This is a genomic window from Rhodopseudomonas palustris, assembly GCF_003591005.1.
Classification (GTDB): domain Bacteria; phylum Pseudomonadota; class Alphaproteobacteria; order Rhizobiales; family Xanthobacteraceae; genus Rhodopseudomonas; species Rhodopseudomonas palustris_K.
Window position 1 is genome coordinate 272,745 of sequence record NZ_QYYD01000001.1, and the last position, 20,452, is coordinate 293,196.

The 20,452-nt window shown below is 66.2% G+C and carries 22 protein-coding genes and 1 pseudogene; 10 read left to right on the forward strand and 13 right to left on the reverse strand.

The genetic code is table 11. The annotated features are described in order from the left end of the window. Position 1: 1 nt before the first annotated feature. Positions 2-2,740, reverse strand: a complete 2,739-nt coding sequence (gene topA, locus D4Q52_RS01260) for a type I DNA topoisomerase (RefSeq protein ID WP_119854705.1) — start codon at positions 2,738-2,740, stop codon at positions 2-4. Positions 2,741-2,980: 240 nt separating this feature from the next. On the opposite strand from topA, the gene D4Q52_RS01265 reads away from it, so the two are divergent. Then, positions 2,981-3,178, forward strand: a complete 198-nt coding sequence (locus tag D4Q52_RS01265; protein WP_119854706.1) for a hypothetical protein — start codon at positions 2,981-2,983, stop codon at positions 3,176-3,178. Positions 3,179-3,574: 396 nt separating this feature from the next. Here the strand turns inward: D4Q52_RS01265 and D4Q52_RS01270 are convergent, their stop codons facing one another. After that, positions 3,575-4,183, reverse strand: coding sequence for an FMN-dependent NADH-azoreductase (locus tag D4Q52_RS01270; protein WP_119854707.1), 609 nt, complete (start codon positions 4,181-4,183; stop codon positions 3,575-3,577). 138 nt (positions 4,184-4,321) lie between these two features. On the opposite strand from D4Q52_RS01270, the gene D4Q52_RS01275 reads away from it, so the two are divergent. After that, complete coding sequence (locus tag D4Q52_RS01275; protein WP_349627402.1) at positions 4,322-4,693, forward strand: helix-turn-helix domain-containing protein; 372 nt, start codon at positions 4,322-4,324, stop codon at positions 4,691-4,693. 4 nt (positions 4,694-4,697) lie between these two features. On the opposite strand, the gene dprA is transcribed toward D4Q52_RS01275, so the two are convergent. The 4 genes from dprA to D4Q52_RS01295 all read right to left on the reverse strand — a co-directional run bounded on the left by dprA (position 4,698) and on the right by D4Q52_RS01295 (position 9,096). Then, positions 4,698-5,834 (reverse strand): DNA-processing protein DprA, encoded by a 1,137-nt coding sequence (gene dprA, locus D4Q52_RS01280; protein WP_119854709.1) that lies wholly within the window; start codon positions 5,832-5,834, stop codon positions 4,698-4,700. Positions 5,835-6,026: 192 nt separating this feature from the next. Then, positions 6,027-6,638: a glycerol-3-phosphate 1-O-acyltransferase PlsY gene (plsY, locus tag D4Q52_RS01285; protein WP_182915184.1), complete on the reverse strand. Its 612-nt coding sequence runs from the start codon at positions 6,636-6,638 to the stop codon at positions 6,027-6,029. Between the two features lie 182 nt (positions 6,639-6,820). Then, positions 6,821-8,122, reverse strand: coding sequence for a dihydroorotase (locus D4Q52_RS01290; RefSeq protein ID WP_119854711.1), 1,302 nt, complete (start codon positions 8,120-8,122; stop codon positions 6,821-6,823). Between the two features lie 20 nt (positions 8,123-8,142). Continuing rightward, positions 8,143-9,096 (reverse strand): aspartate carbamoyltransferase catalytic subunit, encoded by a 954-nt coding sequence (locus tag D4Q52_RS01295; protein WP_119854712.1) that lies wholly within the window; start codon positions 9,094-9,096, stop codon positions 8,143-8,145. Positions 9,097-9,275: 179 nt separating this feature from the next. Between D4Q52_RS01295 and ipdC the strand changes: the two genes are divergently transcribed. The 3 genes from ipdC (at position 9,276) to D4Q52_RS01310 (ending at position 13,456) form a co-directional block, all read left to right on the forward strand. Next, on the forward strand, positions 9,276-10,907 hold the full coding sequence (ipdC, locus tag D4Q52_RS01300; RefSeq protein ID WP_119854713.1) for an indolepyruvate/phenylpyruvate decarboxylase: 1,632 nt from the start codon (positions 9,276-9,278) through the stop codon (positions 10,905-10,907). Next, positions 10,907-11,662 carry a M15 family metallopeptidase gene (locus D4Q52_RS01305; protein ID WP_119854714.1) on the forward strand — a complete coding sequence of 252 codons (756 nt, stop codon included), beginning with the start codon at positions 10,907-10,909 and terminating at the stop codon, positions 11,660-11,662. Before ipdC ends, D4Q52_RS01305 begins: the two co-directional genes overlap by 1 nt. A 144-nt stretch (positions 11,663-11,806) precedes the next feature. Beyond that, positions 11,807-13,456 carry an isovaleryl-CoA dehydrogenase gene (locus D4Q52_RS01310; protein WP_119854715.1) on the forward strand — a complete coding sequence of 550 codons (1,650 nt, stop codon included), beginning with the start codon at positions 11,807-11,809 and terminating at the stop codon, positions 13,454-13,456. 249 nt (positions 13,457-13,705) lie between these two features. Here the strand turns inward: D4Q52_RS01310 and D4Q52_RS26375 are convergent, their stop codons facing one another. The 5 genes and pseudogenes from D4Q52_RS26375 to D4Q52_RS01325 all read right to left on the reverse strand — a co-directional run bounded on the left by D4Q52_RS26375 (position 13,706) and on the right by D4Q52_RS01325 (position 15,962). Then, positions 13,706-13,957, reverse strand: coding sequence for a YchJ family metal-binding protein (locus D4Q52_RS26375; protein ID WP_182915185.1), 252 nt, complete (start codon positions 13,955-13,957; stop codon positions 13,706-13,708). Between the two features lie 156 nt (positions 13,958-14,113). Continuing rightward, positions 14,114-14,350, reverse strand: a complete 237-nt coding sequence (locus D4Q52_RS01315) for a YchJ family metal-binding protein (protein WP_234831021.1) — start codon at positions 14,348-14,350, stop codon at positions 14,114-14,116. Positions 14,351-14,392: 42 nt separating this feature from the next. Beyond that, positions 14,393-14,443, reverse strand: a pseudogene (locus tag D4Q52_RS26865) (SEC-C metal-binding domain-containing protein); the annotation flags it as partial. A 22-nt stretch (positions 14,444-14,465) separates the two neighbouring features. After that, on the reverse strand, positions 14,466-14,948 hold the full coding sequence (ruvX, locus tag D4Q52_RS01320; protein ID WP_119854717.1) for a Holliday junction resolvase RuvX: 483 nt from the start codon (positions 14,946-14,948) through the stop codon (positions 14,466-14,468). A 78-nt stretch (positions 14,949-15,026) separates the two neighbouring features. Continuing rightward, positions 15,027-15,962, reverse strand: coding sequence for a cyclase family protein (locus D4Q52_RS01325; RefSeq protein ID WP_119854718.1), 936 nt, complete (start codon positions 15,960-15,962; stop codon positions 15,027-15,029). Positions 15,963-16,220: 258 nt separating this feature from the next. Here D4Q52_RS01325 and D4Q52_RS01330 point away from each other — a divergent pair, with 258 nt between their 5' ends. The 4 genes from D4Q52_RS01330 (at position 16,221) to D4Q52_RS01345 (ending at position 18,213) form a co-directional block, all read left to right on the forward strand. Continuing rightward, entirely contained in the window at positions 16,221-16,454 is a 234-nt protein-coding gene (locus D4Q52_RS01330) for a hypothetical protein (protein WP_119854719.1), read from the forward strand. Between the two features lie 91 nt (positions 16,455-16,545). Beyond that, positions 16,546-17,622 carry an NAD(P)H-dependent flavin oxidoreductase gene (locus tag D4Q52_RS01335; RefSeq protein ID WP_119854720.1) on the forward strand — a complete coding sequence of 359 codons (1,077 nt, stop codon included), beginning with the start codon at positions 16,546-16,548 and terminating at the stop codon, positions 17,620-17,622. A gap of 83 nt (positions 17,623-17,705) precedes the next feature. After that, positions 17,706-17,993 (forward strand): Asp-tRNA(Asn)/Glu-tRNA(Gln) amidotransferase subunit GatC, encoded by a 288-nt coding sequence (gene gatC, locus D4Q52_RS01340; protein WP_119854721.1) that lies wholly within the window; start codon positions 17,706-17,708, stop codon positions 17,991-17,993. Positions 17,994-18,006: 13 nt separating this feature from the next. Next, entirely contained in the window at positions 18,007-18,213 is a 207-nt protein-coding gene (locus tag D4Q52_RS01345; RefSeq protein ID WP_119854722.1) for a hypothetical protein, read from the forward strand. A 3-nt stretch (positions 18,214-18,216) separates the two neighbouring features. Here D4Q52_RS01345 and D4Q52_RS01350 read toward each other — a convergent pair whose 3' ends face one another. Further along, on the reverse strand, positions 18,217-18,456 hold the full coding sequence (locus D4Q52_RS01350; protein ID WP_234831022.1) for a BrnA antitoxin family protein: 240 nt from the start codon (positions 18,454-18,456) through the stop codon (positions 18,217-18,219). Beyond that, positions 18,449-18,736: a BrnT family toxin gene (locus D4Q52_RS01355; protein WP_119854724.1), complete on the reverse strand. Its 288-nt coding sequence runs from the start codon at positions 18,734-18,736 to the stop codon at positions 18,449-18,451. The genes D4Q52_RS01350 and D4Q52_RS01355 overlap by 8 nt, the downstream gene beginning before the upstream one ends. Positions 18,737-18,932: 196 nt before the next feature. Here D4Q52_RS01355 and gatA point away from each other — a divergent pair, with 196 nt between their 5' ends. Beyond that, positions 18,933-20,411, forward strand: a complete 1,479-nt coding sequence (gene gatA / locus D4Q52_RS01360; protein WP_119854725.1) for an Asp-tRNA(Asn)/Glu-tRNA(Gln) amidotransferase subunit GatA — start codon at positions 18,933-18,935, stop codon at positions 20,409-20,411. The last annotated feature ends 41 nt before the right edge of the window (positions 20,412-20,452 follow it).

Sequence of the window (20,452 nt, forward strand, 5' to 3'; positions counted from 1 at the left end):
TCTATCCGTTCTTGGCGGCGCTACTCTTGGGCGCGGCTTTGGGCTTGGCGGCCGTCTTGGCCGCAGTTTTGGCCGTCACCGGCGCACGCGCCTTGCTGGCGGCGGCGGTCCCGGTTTTCGACTTGGCCTTCTTGGCCGCCGCCTTCTTGGCCGGCTTGGCGTCGCCGTCGGCCTTCTTGGTGGCGGCCTTTTTCGCCGGCGCCTTCTTCTTGGCCTTGACGCCGCCGCCCTTGGCGGCGCGCTCGTCGAGCAGCACGATCGCTTCGGGCAGGGTGATGGTGTCGTCGGTCTTGTCGTTCGGGATGGTGGCGTTGACGCCGCCGGCCGTGACATAGGCGCCGTAGCGGCCCTTCTTCACCGCGACCGCGCCGAGCGTCGGATGATCCCCGAGCGCCTTGCCGGGATCAGAGCCGAACCGGCCCTTGCTCGGGCCCTTGGCGACCTTCTCGGCGATCAGCGTCACCGCACGGTTGAGCCCGATGGCATGGACGTCGTCGCCGGCCTCGAGGCTGGCGTACGTCTTCTCATGCTGCACATAAGGCCCGAACCGTCCGATGCCGGCCTTGATCGGCTGGCCGCTCTCCGGATGCTTGCCGACTTCGCGCGGCAATGCGAGCAGCTTCAGCGCGACGTCGAGCTCGACGTCGGAGGGCGATGTGCCTTTCGGGATGCCGGCGCGCTTGGGCTTTTCGCCCTCGCCATAATCCTTGGCTTCGCCGAGCTGGATGTAGGGGCCGAACCGGCCGGACTTCACCGCGACTTCCAGCCCGGTGTCCGGATCGGTGCCGAGCACGCGATCGGCATCGGCGCCGCCGCCATCGGCGGCGAGCGGGCGGGTGTAACGGCATTCCGGATAGTTGGTGCAGCCGACGAAGGCGCCGAACTTGCCGGCCTTGAGATTCAGCCGGCCGCTGCCGCAGCTCGGGCACTGCCGCGGATCGCCGCCATCTTCGCGGGCCGGATAGATGTGCGGCCCGAGCATCTCGTCGAGCACGTCGAGCACCTGGGCGACGCGCAGTTCCTTGATCTCGTCGACCGCGCCGATGAAGCCGCGCCAGAACTCGCTGAGCACCTGCTTCCACGACACCTCGTTATTGGAGATGCGGTCGAGGTCTTCTTCCAGCGAGGCGGTGAAGTCGTATTCGACGTAGCGGGCGAAGAAGTTCTCGAGGAACGCCACGACGACGCGGCCCTTGTCCTCGCCGTACAGCCGCTTCTTCTCCAGCCGCACATAGCCGCGATCCTTCAGCACCTGCAGGATCGACGCGTAGGTCGACGGCCGGCCGATGCCGAGTTCTTCCATGCGCTTGACCAGCGAGGCTTCGGAGAAACGCGGCGGCGGCTCGGTGAAGTGCTGCGTCATCGCCAGCGCCTCGCGCTTCAGCGCCTCGTTCTGGCTCATCGCCGGGAGGCGGCGGGAGTCTTCGTCTTCGCTGTCGTCGTCGCGGCCTTCCTGATAGGCGGCGAGGAAGCCGTCGAACTTGACCACCTGGCCGGTAGCACGCAGCTCCAGCGTCCGTGCGCCGGCCTTCGCCTCGATATCGACGGTGGTGCGCTCGAGCTCGGCCGACTCCATCTGGCTGGCGACGGTGCGGATCCAGATCAGCTCGTACAGTTTGGCCTGTTCCGGATCGAGCCGGCGACCGACATCTGACGGGCGTCGCGACAAATCGGTCGGGCGGATCGCCTCGTGCGCCTCCTGGGCGTTCTTGGCTTTGGTCTGGTACTGCCGCGGCGCGTCCGGCACATAGGCGCTCCCGTAATCCTCGCCGATCACCTTGCGCGCCTGGGTGATGGCGGAGGGATCGATCTGCACGCCGTCGGTTCGCATATACGTAATGAGACCCGCGACCTCGCCGCCGATATCGACGCCTTCGTACAGCCGCTGCGCCACCCGCATGGTGTGGGCCGGCGCGAAGCCGAGCTTGCGGCTAGCTTCCTGCTGCAGCGTCGAGGTGGTGAACGGGGCGTAGGGGTTGCGGCGGGCCGGCTTGGCCTCGACCGATGCGACGCGGAAATTCGCGGCCTCGATCGCCTTCTTGAAGTCTTCGGCCTCGGCGCCGGTGCCGATATCGAGCCGGGCGATCTTCTTGCCGTCGGCGCCGACCAGGCGGGCCTCGAAAGTGTCACCGCGGGGCGTCGCCAGCGTCGCGATCAGCGACCAGTATTCGCGCGGGACGAACTTCTCGATCTCGGTCTCGCGGTCGCACACCAGCCGCAGTGCCACCGACTGGACGCGGCCGGCCGAGCGGGCGCCGGGCAGCTTGCGCCACAGCACCGGAGACAGCGTGAAGCCGACCAGATAGTCCAGCGCGCGGCGCGCCATGTAGGCGTCGACCAGCGCGCCGTCGATCTGCCGCGGATGCTTCATCGCGTCGGTGACCGACTGCTTGGTGATGGCGTTGAACACCACGCGCTCGACCTTCTGGTCCTTCAGCGCGCGCTTCTGCTTCATCACCTCCAGCACGTGCCAGGAGATCGCCTCGCCCTCGCGGTCAGGGTCGGTGGCGAGGATCAGCTTGTCGGCGTCCTTGAGGGCCTTGGCGATATCGTTCAGCCGGCTCGCGGCCTTGGGATCGACCTCCCAGATCATCTGAAAATCGGCATCGGGATCGACTGACCCGTTCTTGGCCGGCAGGTCTCGCACATGGCCGAACGAAGCCAGGACCTCGTAGGACGAGCCCAGATATTTGTTGATCGTCTTGGCCTTGGCGGGCGACTCGACAATGACGAGATTCATCGGAATCCAATGACTTAGCTGGAAGAATGAGGGCTGTTTCGCGAGACTCGCGCCGGCCACATGGGCCGGAACATGGGTTGTGAGACCCTCGCTGTCAAATCGGGGCAGTGTTGCAGGCGGACCAACACATATCCAATCCGTCAATTTCACAACCAAAATTAAACCTAGAGTTGTGCAACCTATAGTAGTAAAAAGGATCGTAGTATCGTATGGGCGGCGTTTGGCCGGGGGACTCAGCCTATGCCACGCAATGGAAGTCGGGGCTCCAACTCTGGCGATGGCGGGCCGGTCGAGGCCGCCGGTTACGTCGCCGAGGTGGTCGGCGATCTGATCCGGATCGCCGACGTCCACCACTTGGAAGTTCTCTGTTATCTGCTCGATATGGCTCGGATGGAGGCCACTGAAATCGGCCGCAGACTTCGCGTCCGCAACGAGTGATCCCGGCCGAAGCCGAACATCAAATGATGTCAGCAAGTTGCTGATTCTGTTAGATGTCGTTGTTGAAGCAGCGGATGAGGTTGGTATGGCCGACCTCAAGCCCTCTGGAGATCCTCAAGCCTTCTGGTGATGGTGTCGGCTGCAAAGTACCAATCGGGAAGCGACGTTCGAAGATACGCATCGCCCCGCGCACGGCCGCACAATTCGAATGCCGCTGGAAACCGTGTGCGCCAGTTCGGCTTTATTGCGCGAACAGTGCAACCTTAGCTCCGTTTACGCATTGTTAACCAAATTCGTTCACGATTCCGGATAAGCGGGAGGCGGGCCGGATGTACGTCCGCCTCCAAGATGGCTCGAAGTGTCACGCACTTCGGGCCGTTGCTTTTTGGGGAGGTCTCAGGCGGCACGGAGGCTCGCGGCGGCTGACAGCGCCGACTCCAGCGCCTTCTCGCGGTACTCGGGCCCGACCTGAATGCCGTCGGCGGAGATGATCTCCGGATCGGTGATGCCGATGAAGCCGAATACAAACCGCAGATAGCTCTCCAGATGCTCGCCAGCTGCCATTGGCGTGTCGGCGCCGTAGAACCCGCCGCGCGAGACCGCGACGATCACCCGTTTCCCGCCCGCCAGACCCTGCACACCGTTCGGTCCATAACTGAAGGTCTTGCCGGCGACGAGGATGCGGTCGATCCAGGCCTTGAGTTGGCTCGGAATGGTGAAGTTGTACATCGGCGCGCCGATCACCACGATGTCGGCGGCGAGAAATTCCTCCAGCATATTCTGGCCGGCGGCGAGGTCGGGCTGCAGCGACGGCTCCGGCGCGGCGCCGTGCGCAGCGGCGACATGCGAGCCGGACAGGTGATGCAGCGGCTCTGCCGTGACGTCGCGGTAGGTGACGGCAAGGCCTGGATGCGCCTGACGCAGTCGCTCGACGATAGCAGCCGTGACCTGGCGGCTGACGGAGTTGGAGCCCAGCACGCTGGAGTCGATGTGGAGCAGTTTCATTGGCGTCGTCCTTGGTATAGATTTGTGACTGACGCACTATGAGTGACTACCGAAATCGCACAAGAAGGCACTATTTTGAAACTCGAGCACAGCCATTTGCCTGCGCACAGCGATGATCCCGGGCACAGCGATGTGCCTTTGCCGCAGGGAGCCAGTGCCCATAGCGATTGCCTGGGCGTCAATTCGGTGCTGTCGCGGGTCGGCGATAAATGGACCGTGCTGGTGATTATGCTGCTGCGCGAGCGGCCGCGGCGCTTCAACGAATTGAAGCGGATGGTCGGCGGCATCTCGCAGCGGATGCTGACCCTGACGCTGCGCGGACTGGAGCGTGACGGCCTGGTGACGCGCACGGTGTTTCCAACCGTGCCGCCGCGCGTCGACTACGAGCTGACGCCGCTCGGTCACGGCCTCAGCCAGCCGGTGCAGGCGCTCGGCACCTGGGCGCTCGAGCATCTGCCGGAGATCGAAACCGCGCGGCAGGCGTTCGACAGTCGCGACAGCTCGAGCTGACGCATCAATTCAACGACACCAGTCCGCCGCCGTGCCGCTCCAGGCGGCCGGCGAGTTCGAGCTCGAGCAGCACCGTCCGAACCACCGCCGGCGCGATGCCGGACAGCCGGATCAGATCGTCGATCCCGATCGGCGAGGGGCCGAGCAGCCGCAGCAGTTCGGCGCGGTCGCTGGCGGCCGGCTCGCTCACGGGCGGCGCATGCTCCGGCTCTCGGCTAGGCAATTCAATCGGCCGCTCCAAAATCGATGCGACCGCTGCGACGATGTCAGCCGCGCTGGTGATCAGCGTCGCGCCCTGCTTGATCAGATCGTTGGTGCCGGCGGCGCGCGGGTCGAGCGGCGAGCCGGGGACGGCGAACACCTCGCGGCCCTGATCGGCGGCACGCCGCGCGGTGATCAGCGAGCCGGAGCGAAACGCCGCCTCGATGATGGCGACGCCGACCGACGCACCCGAGATCAGCCGGTTGCGGCGGGGGAAATCCTTGCCGCGCGGCACATGGCCGAGCGGCATCTCCGAGATCGCCGCGCCGCGCGCCTGAATGATGTCGAGCAGCAGGTCCTCGTGCTCGGCCGGATAGATCTTGTCGTGGCCGCCGGCCAGCACCGCGACGGTGCCGCTGTCGAGGCTTGCACGGTGCGCCGCCTGGTCGACGCCGCGCGCCAGCCCGGAAATCACCACGAAGCCGGCGCTGCCCAGATCGGCGGCGAGCTGCGCCGCGAATTTCAGCCCGGCGCCCGAGGCGTTTCGCGAGCCGACGATCGCGATCATCGGTCGCGTCATCAGCGCCAGCGCATCGGGTAGGGCGTGGACGCCGAGCAGCGGCGGCGCGTCGTCGATCGTCGCCAGCCGCGGCGGGTAGCCAGCTTCGCCCGGCGCGACCAGTTCGACCCCGATCCGCCGCGAGCCCTCGATCTCGCGCCGTGCGTCCTGTTCTGACGGGATGCGCCCAGCCCGCGCCGCGCCGCCACGCCGCGCCAATTCCGGCAACCGCTCCAGTGCCGCGCGCGCCGAGCCGAAATGATTGATCAGCGACCGGAAGGTGCGCGGCCCGACATTGTCACTGCGGATCAGTCGCAGCCAGTCGATGCGCTGGGCGTCGGTAAGAAGCGTCGTGCTCTGATCGCTGCTACTTCCGGCCACCCGCCACCCCCACGAGGCGGAGTGTTGCGCAACTTATGCGGGTGGACAAGCTCGACAAAGGCGGAAGAAGGTGATGGTACTTGCAGCGGTAAATTCCGTCATTGCGAGCGAAGCGAAGCAATCCAGCGCCGAGTCTCATGCTTCTGGATTGCTTCGCTTCGCTCGCAATGACGGAGTAGCGAGTGAGACCGCTTATTTCTTCTCGCCGATCCGGCTTTCGGTGCCGGCCTGCAGGCGCTTGATGTTCTCGCGGTGCATCCAGAACAGCAGCAGGGTCAGCACGGCGAACAGCGAGGCCAGTGCCGGGTGGCCGAACCACCACAGGAAGATCGGGGTGATAAAGGCGGCGACCAGCGCCGACAGCGACGAGTAGCGGGCGGTGAAGGCGGTGGCGAGCCACAGCAGGCAGAACACCACGGCGCCGGGCCAGAACAAGCCGAGCAGAATGCCGATATAGACGGCGACGCCCTTGCCGCCCTTGAACTTCAGCCAGATCGGAAACAGGTGGCCGAGAAACGCGCCGAGCCCGGCCAGCATGGCAGCGTTGGCGGAAACCGCTTCGGTGCCGCTCGCCAGCTTGGCGGCGATGATCACCGCGGCGGTGCCCTTCAGCGCGTCGAGCAGCAGCGTCGCGGCGGCGAGGCCCTTGCGGCCGGTGCGCAGCACGTTGGTGGCGCCGATATTGCCCGACCCGATCGAGCGCAGATCTTGCGTGCCGGCGAGCCTGGTGAGGATCAGGCCGAACGGGATCGAACCGAGCAGATAGCCGATCACCAGGGCGCCGATATAGATCGCGATCATCACAATTCTCCAAACAATTCAGCGCATCGGCAATACAATCAAACTCTCCCGGTCATTGCGAGGAGGCGAAGCCGACGAAGCAATCCAGAAGCCCAGTGCTCGGCGCTTCTGGATTGCTTCGCTTCGCTCGCAATGACGGGGCAAAGGCATTGCCCCTAAGCCGACTCCGTCAGCCCTCAACTCACTCACACATGCTCATACACCGTGCGCCCGCCGACGATGGTGCGTGCCACTCGGCCGGAGAACCGCGCCTCGTCGAACGGCGTGTTCTTGCACTTCGACTTCAATTCGTTGGGGTCGACGATCCACGGCGTGTCGATGTCGATGACGATCAGATCCGCCGGCGCGCCGGCGCGCAGGGTGCCGCCGGGCAGGCCGAGCAGTTCGGCCGGGCGGGTCGACATCGCGCGGATCAGGCTCAGCAGGTCGAGCTCGCCGCTGTGCACCAGCCGCAGGCCGGCCGGCAGCATCGTCTCCAGACCGATCGCGCCGGCCTCGGCCTCGGCGAAGGGGAGGCGCTTGACCTCGACGTCCTGCGGATTGTGGTCCGACATCACCACGTCGATCAGCCCGGACGACACCGCGGCGATCAGCGCCTTGCGGTCGTCCTCGGTGCGCAGCGGCGGCGACAGCTTAAGGAAGGTGCGGTACGGACCGATGTCGTTCTCGTTGAGCGAGATGTGGTTGATCGACACCGAGGCGGAGACGTTGATGCCGGCATCACGGGCGCGCTGCAGAATCTCGAGCGACTCGATGCAGGTCAGCGACGCGGCGTGATAGCGCCCGCCGGTCAGCGCGGCGAGGCGGACGTCGCGCTCCAGCACCACGGCCTCGGCCGCATTCGGCACGCCGGACAGGCCGAGCCGGGTGGCGAATTCGCCCTCGTTCATCACGCCTTCGCCGACGAGGTCCGGGTCCTCGGTGTGGTGCACGATCAGCGCGTCGAAGTCGCGGGCGTAGGTGAGGGCGCGGCGCATCACCTGCGCGTTCATCACGCTGCGGTCGCCATCGCTGAACGCCACCGCGCCGGCGGCCTTGAGCAGGCCGATCTCGGTCATCTCAGCGCCGGCCAGACCTTTGGTGAGCGCGGCCATCGGATGGATGTTGACGATCGCGGTGTCGCGCGCGCGGCGCATCACGAAGTCGACCGTCGCCGAATTGTCGATCACCGGCGAGGTGTTCGGCTGGCAGACGATGGTGGTGATGCCGCCGGCGGCAGCCGCCTGGCTCGCCGAGGCAAAAGTCTCGCGATGGCTGGCGCCGGGTTCGCCGACGAAGGCGCGCATGTCGACGAGACCCGGGGCGACCACCATGCCGTTGCAATTGATGATGTCGGTGCCTTCCGGCACGCCGGCAGCGCCGATGCCGCGGCGGGCGTCACGGATTACGCCGTCGGCGATCAGCACGTCGCCGACGCCGTCGAAGTCGCGGCCGGGGTCGATCAGGCGGGCGTTGGCGAGCAAGATCGGGCGGCGATCGGTGAGCATTGTTCGGTCCCGTTCCAGCTTCAGGCGTTGGGCAGATTGCGGGCGAGCGCTTCGAGCACCGCCATGCGCACCGCCACGCCCATTTCCACCTGTTCGCGGATCAGCGACTGCGCACCGTCGGCGACGGCGGAGTCGATTTCGACGCCGCGGTTCATCGGCCCCGGATGCATCACCAGCGCGTCGGCCTTGGCGTAGGACAGCTTCTTCTGGTCGAGTCCGAAATACTGGAAGTACTCGCCGCTCGACGGCACGAACGAGCCGTTCATGCGCTCGCGCTGCAGCCGCAGCATCATCACGATATCCGCGCCGTCTAGTCCTTCGCGCATGTCGCGCGCGACCTCGACGCCGAGCCGCTCGATGCCGCGCGGCAGCAGCGTCGACGGCGCGACCACGCGGACGCGGGCACCCATGGTGTTGAGCAGGAGGATGTTGGAGCGGGCGACGCGCGAATGCATCACGTCACCGCAGATCGACACCACCAGACCTTCGAGCCGGCCCTTGTTGCGGCGGATCGTCAGCGCGTCGAGCAGCGCCTGGGTCGGATGCTCGTGCGCGCCGTCGCCGGCATTGATCACCGAGCCGTCGACCTTGCGGGCCAGCAGTTCCACCGCGCCGGAGGCGTGATGGCGGACCACGAGGATGTCCGGGTGCATCGCGTTGAGCGTCACCGCAGTGTCCATCAGCGTCTCGCCCTTGCGCATCGAGGACGACGACACGCTCATGTTCATCACGTCGGCGCCGAGCCGCTTGCCGGCGATCTCGAACGACGACTGCGTCCTGGTCGACGCTTCGAAGAACAAATTGACCTGGGTGCGGCCGCGCAACGAGGTGCGCTTCTTGTCGACCTGCCGGTTGAGCTCGACATATTCCTCGGAGAGGTCGAGCAGGCCGGTGATGTCGGCGGCGGAAAGCCCTTCGATTCCCAGCAGATGCCGGTGACCGAGGACGAAACTCGATTTCGATGCTGGGGTCATTAAAGCAAGAGCTATAGGCAGACTCCCCAAAGCGGGCAAGCGCCAACGGGGCAGGGGGCGGAATAATCCCCCGGTGGTGTGCGACGAGCGCAATCGATGGTCGCCGGACGCCGCGAGTTGGTCGAAAGTCGCGGCTCTGATAAAGCGGTCGGATCCTCGTGCGATGCCCAGGAGACTTCATGCCGACGCTTGCAAATGCTTTGCTCGACGCGCTCAAGGATCACGGCGCCCGGGAGATTTTTGGCATCCCCGGCGATTTCGTGCTGCCGTTCTTCAAGGTGATCGAGGAGAGCGGCACGCTGCCGTATTTCACGCTGAGCCACGAGCCCGGCGTCGGCTTCGCGGCGGATGCGGCGTCGCGCTATCGCGGCAGTATCGGCGTCGCGGTGGTGACCTACGGCGCGGGGGCCTTCAATCTCGTCAATTCGATCGCCGGCGCTTATGCCGAGCGTTCGCCGGTGGTGGTGATCGCCGGCGCACCGGGCATGCGCGAACGCAGCAGCGGCTATCTGCTGCATCACCAGGTCCGCACCGTCGACTCGCAGCTCGCGGTGTTCAAGGAAGTCACCTGCGCGCAGGCGGTGCTGAACGATCCGGCGACCGCGCCGGCCGAGATCGCCCGCGTGCTGCGCAGCGCGCTGGAGCTGTCGCTGCCGGTCTACATCGAATTCCCGCGCGACATGGTCGACGCCAAGGTCGAGCCGGTAGCGAAGCTGCCGCAGCGCGCCGCCGATCCCGGCGCGCGCGACGAGTGCGCACAGGAAATTCTGGACCGTGTTGCCAAAGCGACATCGCCGGTCGTCGTGGTCGACGTCGAGATCCGGCGCTATGGCATCGAGAAGGAAGTCGCCGCGCTGGCGCGAAAACTCGGGCTGCCGGTGGTGACCACCTTCATGGGACGCGGCCTGTTGGAAGGCGAGGACGACGTCGTTGCCGGCACCTTCATGGGCGCGGCGGGCGACGCCGGGCTGTCGGCGCTGGTCGAGGAAGCCGATCTGGTGCTGATGTTCGGCGTGATCCTGTCCGACACCAACTTCGCGCTCTCGACCAACATGACCGACCCGCGCCGCACCGTGCTGGCGAGCGGCCGCGAAGTGCAGATCGGCCATCACGTCTATCGCGAACTGCCGCTGGCCGATCTGATCGCCGGCCTCGACGCCCGCGCCGCGCAACATCCACCGCGGCCGCGCAACGCCGGACAGGGGATGGCCTATCCGCGCAAACTCGCCGCCGACGGCGAGGCGATCGCACCGTCGGATATCGCCACCGCGATCAACGATCTGTTCGACAAACACGGCAAGATGCCGATGACCGCCGATATCGGCGACTGCCTGTTCACCGCGATGGAGATCGACAACACCGAGCTCGCCGCGCCGGGTTACTACGCCGGCATGGGGTTCGGCGTACCCGCAGGCATCGGCGTTGCGGCGACGGGGCTGCGGCCGCTGGTGCTGGTCGGCGACGGCGCGTTCCAGATGACCGGCTGGGAGCTCGGCAACTGCAAGCGCTACGGGCTCGATCCGATCGTGGTGCTGTTCAACAATTGCAGCTGGGAGATGCTGCGGGTGTTTCAGCCGGAGTCGAAATTCAACGATCTGGGTGACTGGCACTTCGCCGACATCGCCATTTCGATCGGCGGCCATGGTACACGCGTCACCACGCGCGCCGAACTCGCTGCCGCGCTCGATGCAGCTGCCACGCGGCGCGGGCAATTCTCGCTGATCGAAGTGATGTTGCCGCGCGGCGTCACCTCGCACACGCTGGCGCGCTTCGTCACCGGCTTCAAGGCCGCGCGCGAGCGGATGAAGTGATGGCGTGGCTACGCGAGACCGCGCTCGCCGCCGTCGCCGTGTTCATGGCGAGCAGCGCGCACGCGCAGTCACTGCCGGCCGACTTCGTCTATCTGCGCGATCTCGATCCGAGCATCCGGCAGGACATCCGCTATGCGGGGGCGAACAACTTCGTCGGGCGCAAGCTCGCCGGCTACGATGCGAACGAATGCATCGTGAAGCGGGCGGTTGGTGAGGCGCTCGCGAGGGTGCAGCGCGAATTGGCGCCGCAGCAGCGCTCGCTGAAGATGCTCGACTGCTACCGGCCGGCGCGGGCGTCGCGCGACATGGTGGCGTGGGCGCAGGACGGCAACGAGACCCCGGCGCAGCGGCGCTACAATCCAGGCTTCAGCAAGCGCGAGCTGTTCCGGCTCGGCTACATCGCCGAGAACTCCGGCCATTCGACGGGCGCCGCGGTGGATCTCACGCTGGTCGATCTGCGCGCGCCAAAGGGTCCGTCCTTCGATCCGAACCGCGCTTATGCCAATTGCACCGCGCCGGAAGCGCAACGCGCGCCCGAAGACAGCGTGGATATGGGAACGAGTTACGATTGCTCCGACCCAAAAGCCTACACGGCGGCCAAGTCGATCAGTCCGGCGCAGCGGCGCCTTCGCCGTATCCTGCTTGGCGCGATGGCGCGCCAGGGCTTCGTCAACTTCGCTAGGGAATGGTGGCACTTCTCGCTGCCCGGCGTGCCGCGCGTGGCGTATGACTTCCCGATCCGGCGGCGGCCGTAGCAGGAAACGTCACCGGCGAAATGCTGCCTGCGGCGGAGGACGTTATCGCCGCGTTGCCCAGGGTCTGGACTGATCCGGCGTGATCCGGCGCGGGTTTCTGCATAAGATGCGCGCGAATCTCTTTGCCTCCCGCCGGGAACACTCATGACGCAGCCGCCCTTCGCGACCCACGAGGTCTTCAATCAGTCGCCGGCGTTCGAGGACGTCGATCTGTTCGGTGCGGATCGGCCGCTGGTCGAGGCGGTCACCTTCAACAATGCGGGTCATGCGCATGTCGAGCTGGAAGCCTTCGGCCGAACCTGGGGCTCGGCCCACATGGCCGAGCGCGGCCGGCTCGCCAACGAACATACGCCGCGGCTGAAGACCTTCGACGCCAAGGGCGTCCGCCGCGATCAGGTCGAGTTTCATCCGGCGTATCACGAACTGATGCAGGAGAGTTTTCACGCCGGCATCCACAATTCGACCTGGGACGCACACGGCCACTCGGCCGGCGGCTCGTCCGAAGTGGCGCGGGCCGCGAAGTTCTACATGGCGGCGCAGGTCGAGACCGGGCATCTCTGCCCGGTGACAATGACGCGCGCCTCGGTCGCGGCGCTCGCCGCGCAGCCGGATCTGCTCGCGCAGGTGATGCCGGTGCTGAGCAGCAAGCGCTACGACTCGTCGTTCGTGCCGTGGCCGGAGAAGCGCGGCATGAGCCTCGGCATGGGCATGACCGAGAAGCAGGGCGGCACCGACGTGCGCACCAACGCCACCCGCGCGATCCGCGACGGCGACGCGTACCGCATCATCGGCCACAAATGGTTCATGTCGGCGCCGATGTGCGATGCCTTCCTGGTTCTGGCGCAGGCCGAGGAGGGCCTCAGTTGCTTTTTCATGCCGCGCTTCAAGCCCGATGGCTCGGTCAACGAGATTCACTTCCAGCGCCTGAAGGACAAGCTCGGCAACCGTTCCAACGCATCGTCCGAGGTGGAATTTACCGGCGCCTATGCGCTGCCGGTCGGCGAGCCGGGGCGGGGCATTCGCACCATCATCCAGATGGTGCAGTTGACGCGGCAGGATTGCGCGATCGCGTCCGCCGGGCTGATGCGCTCGGGGCTGGCGCATGCGCTGCATCACGCGCGGCATCGCAGCGTGTTTCAGAAGCATCTGGTCGATCACTCGCTGATGCAGGCGGTGCTGGCCGATATGGCGCTGCAGGTCGAAGCCTCGGTGGCGCTGGTGATGCGGCTGTGCCGCGCGTTCGATCAGGCGCCGCACGATCCTCTCGAAGCCGCCTACATGCGGCTGATGACGCCCGCCGTGAAGTACTGGATCTGCAAATCGGCGCCGCCGTTCCTGTACGAGGCGATGGAGTGCCTCGGCGGCAACGGCTACGTCGAAGACGGCATTTTGGCGCGGCACTATCGGGAAGCTCCGGTCAATGCGATCTGGGAAGGCTCCGGCAACGTGATGTGTCTGGACGTACTGCGCGCGATGTCGCGTGAGAGCGACGCCGGTACCGAGGTGCTGCAAGGTCTGATCCAGGAAACCGCGGGCCTGACTGGCGGCCCCGACGCCGCCGGCCTTGTGGCCCGCGCCTTCCTGCAGGCCGACAACGAACGCACCGCGCGACTCGCCGTCGAAACCCTCGCCAAACTCGCCGCCGCCTCAGCGCTCAGCGAAATCCACCCGCCACACGCCGAACTGTTCGCGCGGACGCGCCTGACACCGGAGCCCGCCACCATGTACGGCGCCGCGAACCTCACCGCCGAGCAGGCGAGAGGCCTGCTGGCAAGGGCGCTGCCGGAGATGTGAGGCGTATCGGCCTCATTGTAACACCCATCCCCGTCATGCCCGCGCTTGTCGCGGGCATCCACGCCTTTCGGCATTCCCACGCGTCAAGGCGTGGATGGCCGGGACAAGCCCGGCCATGACGAGTTGTGAGCACGATGGTTCCCCCGTCATTGCGAGCGCAGCGAAGCAATCCAGCAACGCCGAGCACGGGGCTTCTGGATTGCTTCGTGGCTTCGCCCCTCGCAATGACGGCGCGGTGAGGGTGGGGGCTTAATCGACCGTCTCGCCCTCGGAGAAGTACCAACGGCCTTTGTATTTACGGAATTGCGAGCGTTCGTGGTGGGACTGCGCGGGGCCGTCGCCCCGCTGATAGCAGGCGATGAATTCGACGGTGCCGCGGCTGCTTTTCTCGGCGCTGCTCAGCACCTGCAGGCCCACGAATGACGATTGCTCGCGCCAAGACGTGGATGGCCGGGACAAGCCCGGCCATGACGGGCTGTTAGCAGGGCCTCTCCCCGTCATTGCGAGCGCAGCGAAGCAATCCAGAGACGCCGAGCACGGGGCTTCTGGATTGCTTCGTCGCTTCGCTCCTCGCAATGACGGCGGGGTGAGGGTGGGGGCTTAGTCGACCGTCTCGCCCTCGGAGAAGTACCAACGGCCTTTGTATTTACGGAATTGCTAACGCTCGTGGTGCGTCTGCTGCGGGCCGTCGCCGCGTTGATAGCGGGCGATGAATTCCACTGTGCCGCGGCTGCCTTTCTCGGCGCTTGCCAGCACTTGCAGGCCGACGAACGACGATTGCGCGAGCCAGGCGCGGTTGGAGTCGTGGTCGAACAAATGGGTGGTGTCGGGATCGGTGGTCTCGACGATGTAGTCGAAGTCCTTCAGCACATAGGCGGCGTAGCGCGAGCGCATCAGTGCTTCGGGGCCTAGCGCCGGCCGCGTGCGGGCGAGAAGCGGGCCGCAACAGTCGTCGTAAGTTTCACCCGATCCACACACGCAATTCATCGCAGCACCAATCAAAGGCCGGTCAGCCCGCGCGGCCCAGCGCTGCCAGCCGGTCGAGCGCGCCCTGCAGAATATAGATCGCGGCGTGCTCGTCGATCACCTTGGCGCGCTTGGCGCGGCTGACGTCGTTGGCGATCAGCTCGCGCTCGACCGCAGCCGTCGACAGCCGCTCGTCCCACAGCCCGATCGGCAGTTCGGTCAGGCGGGAAAAATTCCGCGCGAAGGCGCGGGTCGATTGCGCGCGCGGGCCTTCGCTGCCGTCCATGTTGAGGGGCAGGCCGAGCACGAAACCGCAGGCCGAGCGTTCGGCGGCCAGCACCAGCAGCCGCTGCGCATCGGCGGTGAATGCCTTGCGGGTGACGGTCTGAATCCCGGTCGCGACCCTGCGGTCGGGGTCGCAGACCGCGACGCCGATCGTCTTGGTGCCGAGGTCGAGGCCGAGCAGGGCGCCGCGGGCCGGCCAATGCGCGGCGGCTTCGATCAGCGGTAGAATGAGAGCAGGCATGGCGCCGCATAGCACGCGGCGCCGGCCGCGCAAAGGACAGGGCGGCGCGGCCTGGCGTGGAGGCCGCGCCCCGACCCGTCAGCGGATCGCCACCGGATTGATCATGCTCTGCACCGCGCCCTTGAAGCGCGGCTGGCCGAGCACGAACATGAACTCATAAACCTTGTCGCGGGCGAGGTCGGCGGTGTTCATGTTTTCGAGGATGTAGGTGCCGTTCATCGGCAGCAGGATCTGGTGCACCTCGAAAATGTTCTTGGTCTCGAACGGCACCACCTCGACACCCCAGGTGTCGGCGCCGACGGCGACCACGCCCTTCGAGGTGAGATACTTGGCGCCTTCGACACCGAGACCGGGTTCGCCGGCATTGTAACGCTTGTCGTCCTTGCCGACCAGGCTGAGCCAGCCGGTGTGGAACAGCACGACGTCGCCCTGACGAATTTCGACGCCTTGCTTCTTGGCGACTTCCTCGATCTCCTTGACGTTGAAGGCGGTGCCTTCCTTGATCACGTCGGTACCCATATGCGCCGCCATGTCGAGCAGCACGCCGCGTGTGACCATCGGCGGCACCTTGTCGATGCCGAGCTTCTTCAATCCGGTTGCATCGCCGAAATCGGCGATCTTGTTGCCATTGTAGTAGACGTGCTCGACGCCGATATGGCCCAACCCGTCGAGTTGGCTGCCGACGCCGACCCAGCCCTCGATGATGTCGTCGTTGTAGGTCGTTTTGCTCGGCCCCATGCCCGGGCTGCCGGCTTGGCCGGGCTGCACGACCGTGATCTTGAAGGCGCGCGGCGGATAGGCCGGGGTCTTGGTGTCGACCGGCATGCCGAGTGCGTAGACCTTACCGGTCTTGACCAGCTGGGCCGCCTTCAACGCCAACTCCGGCGTCAAGTAGTTTGCGGCGCCGATCTCGTCGTCCGGCCCCCATTTCGACTTGGTCCAATCCTGGGCCTGCGCGCCAGCGATCGCCCCGACAAGGGCGACCGAACAGCCGAGCGTCAGCATCTTCAGCATGGCAGTTTCCTCCGTCGTTTGTTTTTGACGATTGTCGTCAGCCCGCGATCTCGTTACTTGTCGCAGGCGAGAATGATCATCCGACGGAAACCGTGACAGTGCTATCGGCTGCACCGGAATGCCGCGCTGCGGTTCGCGCTACAAATCGCCGCACAACTGGTTGGACTTTGCTGTGCTGCACGATCGCGCGGACCGCGCAGCCGTGCGGCGCGCTATCATGATCGCGATGTGTTGAATCGTCTGCGGCGGGTTGGAGAAATGGACGCGCTCGGCTGGTTGGGATTGATCGCAGTGGCCCTGATGGTGCTGAGCTACGCGCTGGAGGATCACAGCGTCTGGTTCATTCTGGTGTTCGCGATCGCCTGCGGGTTGGGGGCGATCTCCAGCTTTTTGCATGGGGTCTGGCCGCTCGGCGTCCTGACCGCGGTCTGGGCCGGAATCGCGCTGCGGCGGTTCTTGCTGAAGCAGCGGGCGGTGTTCGACCCAGGATAGCGGTGCGTCCCGCGGCCGTGCTAAAGCGGCGCAGGCGCGCAGCGGCGCGCGCCGCCACCCCTTCATTGCCCCGTCATCGTGAGTGTCGACCATGTGGCCGGACCACCGTCTCCTCGATTTGTTCGCCATCGAGCTTCCGTTTCTGCTGGCGCCTATGGCCGGCGCGATGGATGCCGAACTCGCGGTCGCGGCCGCGCGCGGCGGGGCGCTGCCCTCGCTGCCCTGCGCGATGCTGAGCGCCGACAAGGCGCGCGAGCAGGTCGGCATCTTCCGCCAGCAGATCGCGGCGCCGATCAATCTGAACTTCTTCTGCCATACGCCGGTCGCGGCCGATCCGGCGCAGGAGGCGGTGTGGAAGCAACGGCTCGGCGGCTATTATCAGGAGCACGGGATCGATCCGGCGGCGCCGGTGCCGGCTGCCAGCCGCGCGCCGTTCGATGTAGCGATGTGCGAGCTGGTCGAGGAACTGAAGCCGGAGGTGGTGAGCTTCCATTTCGGTCTGCCCGAAGCGTCCTTGCTCGGCCGGGTCAAGGCGACCGGCGCCAAGGTGATCGCCTCGGCGACGATCGTGCGCGAGGCGATCTGGCTGGAGGAGCACGGCGTTGACGCGATCATCGCGCAAGGTGCCGAGGCGGGCGGCCATCGCGGCATGTTCCTGACGCAGTCGATCGCGCAACAACCGGGCCTGTTCGCGTTACTGCCGCAGGTTGTCGATGCCGTGCACGTGCCGGTGATCGCGGCCGGCGGCATCGCCGACGGGCGCGCCATCGCAGCGGCATTTGCGCTCGGCGCCGCGGGCGTGCAGATCGGCACCGCCTATCTGCGCTGCCCGGAAGCGCGGACCAGCGAGCTGGTGCGCGCGGCGCTGGCGCACGGCACAGACGAGGCGACGGTGATGACCAACGTGATGACTGGACGGCCGGCGCGGGGCATCGCCAACCGGGTGATGCGCGAGATCGGCCCGACCTCAGCCGAGGCGCCTGCGTTTCCGCACGCCGCGGCGGCGCTGGGCCCGCTGAAGGCTGCGGCGGAGAAACAGGGAAAGGTCGATTTCACCAATCTGTGGGCCGGCCAGGCGGTGCGGCTCGGTCGCGACATGCCGGCGGCGGAACTGACGCGAGCGCTGGCAGGTTCGGCGCTGGCGCGGCTGAGCCGGCTCGCCGGCTGATCCGGCTCGGCCGGCAAGGTTGCAGCGCCAAAGCCGGCTCTGCTATACGGCGCAGATCGAGTTCTCCGGAAAGGCCATATATAATGTCGGTCGATGCCGCCACCGTCCGCCGCATTGCGCATCTGGCGCGGATCGCCGTGACCGATGACGAGGTGCCGCATCTGCAGGGCGAGCTCAACGCCATGCTGGCCTTCGTCGAGCAGCTTTCGGAAGTCGATGTCGACGGCGTCGAGCCGATGACCTCGGTGACGCCGATGCAGATGAAGAAGCGCGCCGACGTGGTCAATGACGGCGAGATGCCCGACCTGGTGACCGCCAATGCGCCGGCGACCGAAGAGCATTTCTTCGTCGTGCCCAAAGTAGTCGAGTAACAGGAACGCGCCGATGTGCCTGCTGTGCGACGACGAGAAGGCCTACCAGGCCTATATGGACTACCTCGACGCGATGGAGCGTAAGGGCAAGGTCGTCGATCAGGACACCGCGATCAACACCGTCCTCGATGGCCTCCAGGCCGCCGACAAGGCCAATCGCGACGCCCCCGAGAACGACAAGACGCTGTCGCCGTTCTTCTGCAGCCCGATCAACAAATAGGCCTCAGGCTTTCTTCAGCTTGCGCACCTTGCGCAAGTCGGCATTGATCTGCGACTGCCAGCCGCGTCCGAGCGCGCGATAGGCTTCCAGCACATCGGCATCGAGCCGCAACGTCACCGAGCTCTTCGGCTGCGCGCCGAGCGGCGGCCGGCCGCGACGGACGAGCTGGTCGCCGACCCGGACCTCTCCGCTGCGGAAGAATTCGTCGAGCAATTCGGGCGCATCGTCCGGATCGTCAGTCAAAGGCTTCCCGAAGGAGGGCGGTCCAGCGGACTTCTTCCTTGGCATGGCAGTACCTCATCGAAATCACATGGCGGTCGCTGCCTCGAGGCGTCCACACCATCACAACCATCCTTGACCCGACGTAGCCTGCGGTGATGTAGCGGCTCTCGCCATAGTCGAAGCGATCGTCAAGCTTGGTCACGGTGCGCCCGGCAAATGCCGCTGCGGCATCGGTCGCAAAGTCGAGACCGCGATGCCGCCGTGTCCAATCCCGCTTCGCCGGATCGTATGTGATCGCCATGCAATTATGTAACTACAATAATCAAAACGTCAATGCCCGACTCTAGCCGCGCCCGCTTGAGCGGCACAATCACTTCAATTGTCGAAGGCGCTGTGCTAGCCAGCGCTGCAACCGAGCTGCACGAGCCGCGGCTTCCGTGACCGGCGTGCTTCCGGCCGTTATCCCAGGCTTGCCCTGAACCCGTGACCGATCCGACATGACCGATCTGACATCGCTGACGCTCGCCGAGGCCCGCGAGGGGCTCGCCGCCAAGTCCTTCACCGCGGTCGAACTGACCGACGCGCATTTGAACGCGATCGAGGCCGCGCGCGTCCTCAACGCCTATGTGGTCGAGACGCCCGACGAGGCGCGCAAGATGGCGCAGGCGGCGGATGCGCGGATCGCCAAGGGCGAGGGCGGTCCGCTGGCCGGCATACCGCTCGGCATCAAGGACCTGTTCGCCACCAACGGCACGCGTACCACGGCGTGCTCCAAGATCCTGGGCGACTTCAAGCCGACCTACGAGTCGACGGTGACGACGCAGCTATGGCGCGACGGCGCGGTGCTGCTCGGCAAGCTCAACAACGACGAATTCGCGATGGGCTCGTCGAACGAGACCTCGTGCTTCGGCCCGGTGGTCAATCCGTGGCGCCGTACCGGCTCGGATGCGCCGCTCGTGCCGGGCGGCTCGTCCGGCGGCTCAGCCGCTGCCGTCGCCGCCGGCCTGTGCCTCGGCGCTACTGCGACCGACACCGGCGGCTCGATCCGCCAGCCGGCGGCGTTCACCGGCACGGTGGGTATCAAGCCGACCTATGGCCGCTGCTCGCGCTGGGGCATCGTGGCGTTCGCCTCATCGCTCGATCAAGCCGGCCCGATCGCCCGTACGGTGCGCGACTCCGCGATCCTGCTGGGCTCGATGGCCGGCTATGATCCGAAGGACACCACCTCGGTCGATCGTCCGGTGCCCAACTACGAAGCTGCGATCGGCGGCTCGGTGAAGGGCATGAAGATCGGCATCCCGAAAGAGTATCGGCTGGACGGCATGCCGGCCGAGATCGAGAAGCTGTGGTCGCAGGGCGCCGAGTGGCTGAAGGCTGCGGGTGCTGAGCTCGTCGAAGTGTCGCTGCCGCACACCAAATACGCGCTGCCGGCCTATTACATCGTCGCGCCGGCCGAAGCCTCGTCCAACCTCGCGCGCTATGACGGCGTGCGCTACGGCGCGCGCGTCAATGGCCGCAACATCGTCGAGATGTACGAGGCGACCCGCGCTGCCGGCTTCGGCGCCGAGGTCAAGCGCCGCATCATGATCGGCACCTATGTGCTGTCGGCCGGCTACTACGACGCCTATTATCTGCGCGCCCAGAAGGTCCGCACGCTGATCAAGCGCGACTTCGAGCAGTGCTTCGATCAGGGTGTCTCGGCGATCCTGACGCCGGCGACGCCGTCGGCGGCGTTCGGCATCGGCGAGAAGGGCGGCGCGGATCCGGTCGAGATGTATCTGAACGACATCTTCACCGTGACGGTGAACATGGCCGGCCTGCCGGGCATTGCGGTTCCAGCGGGCTCCGACTTGCAGGGCCTGCCGCTCGGCCTGCAACTGATCGGCCGGCCGTTCGACGAGGAGACATTGTTCTCGCTCGGCGACGTCATCGAGCAATCAGCCGGTCGCTTTACGCCGCAGAAGTGGTGGGCGTGAGCGTCTGCTCGCGCGCTGCTTTTGCGTTGCCTTTATTTCGC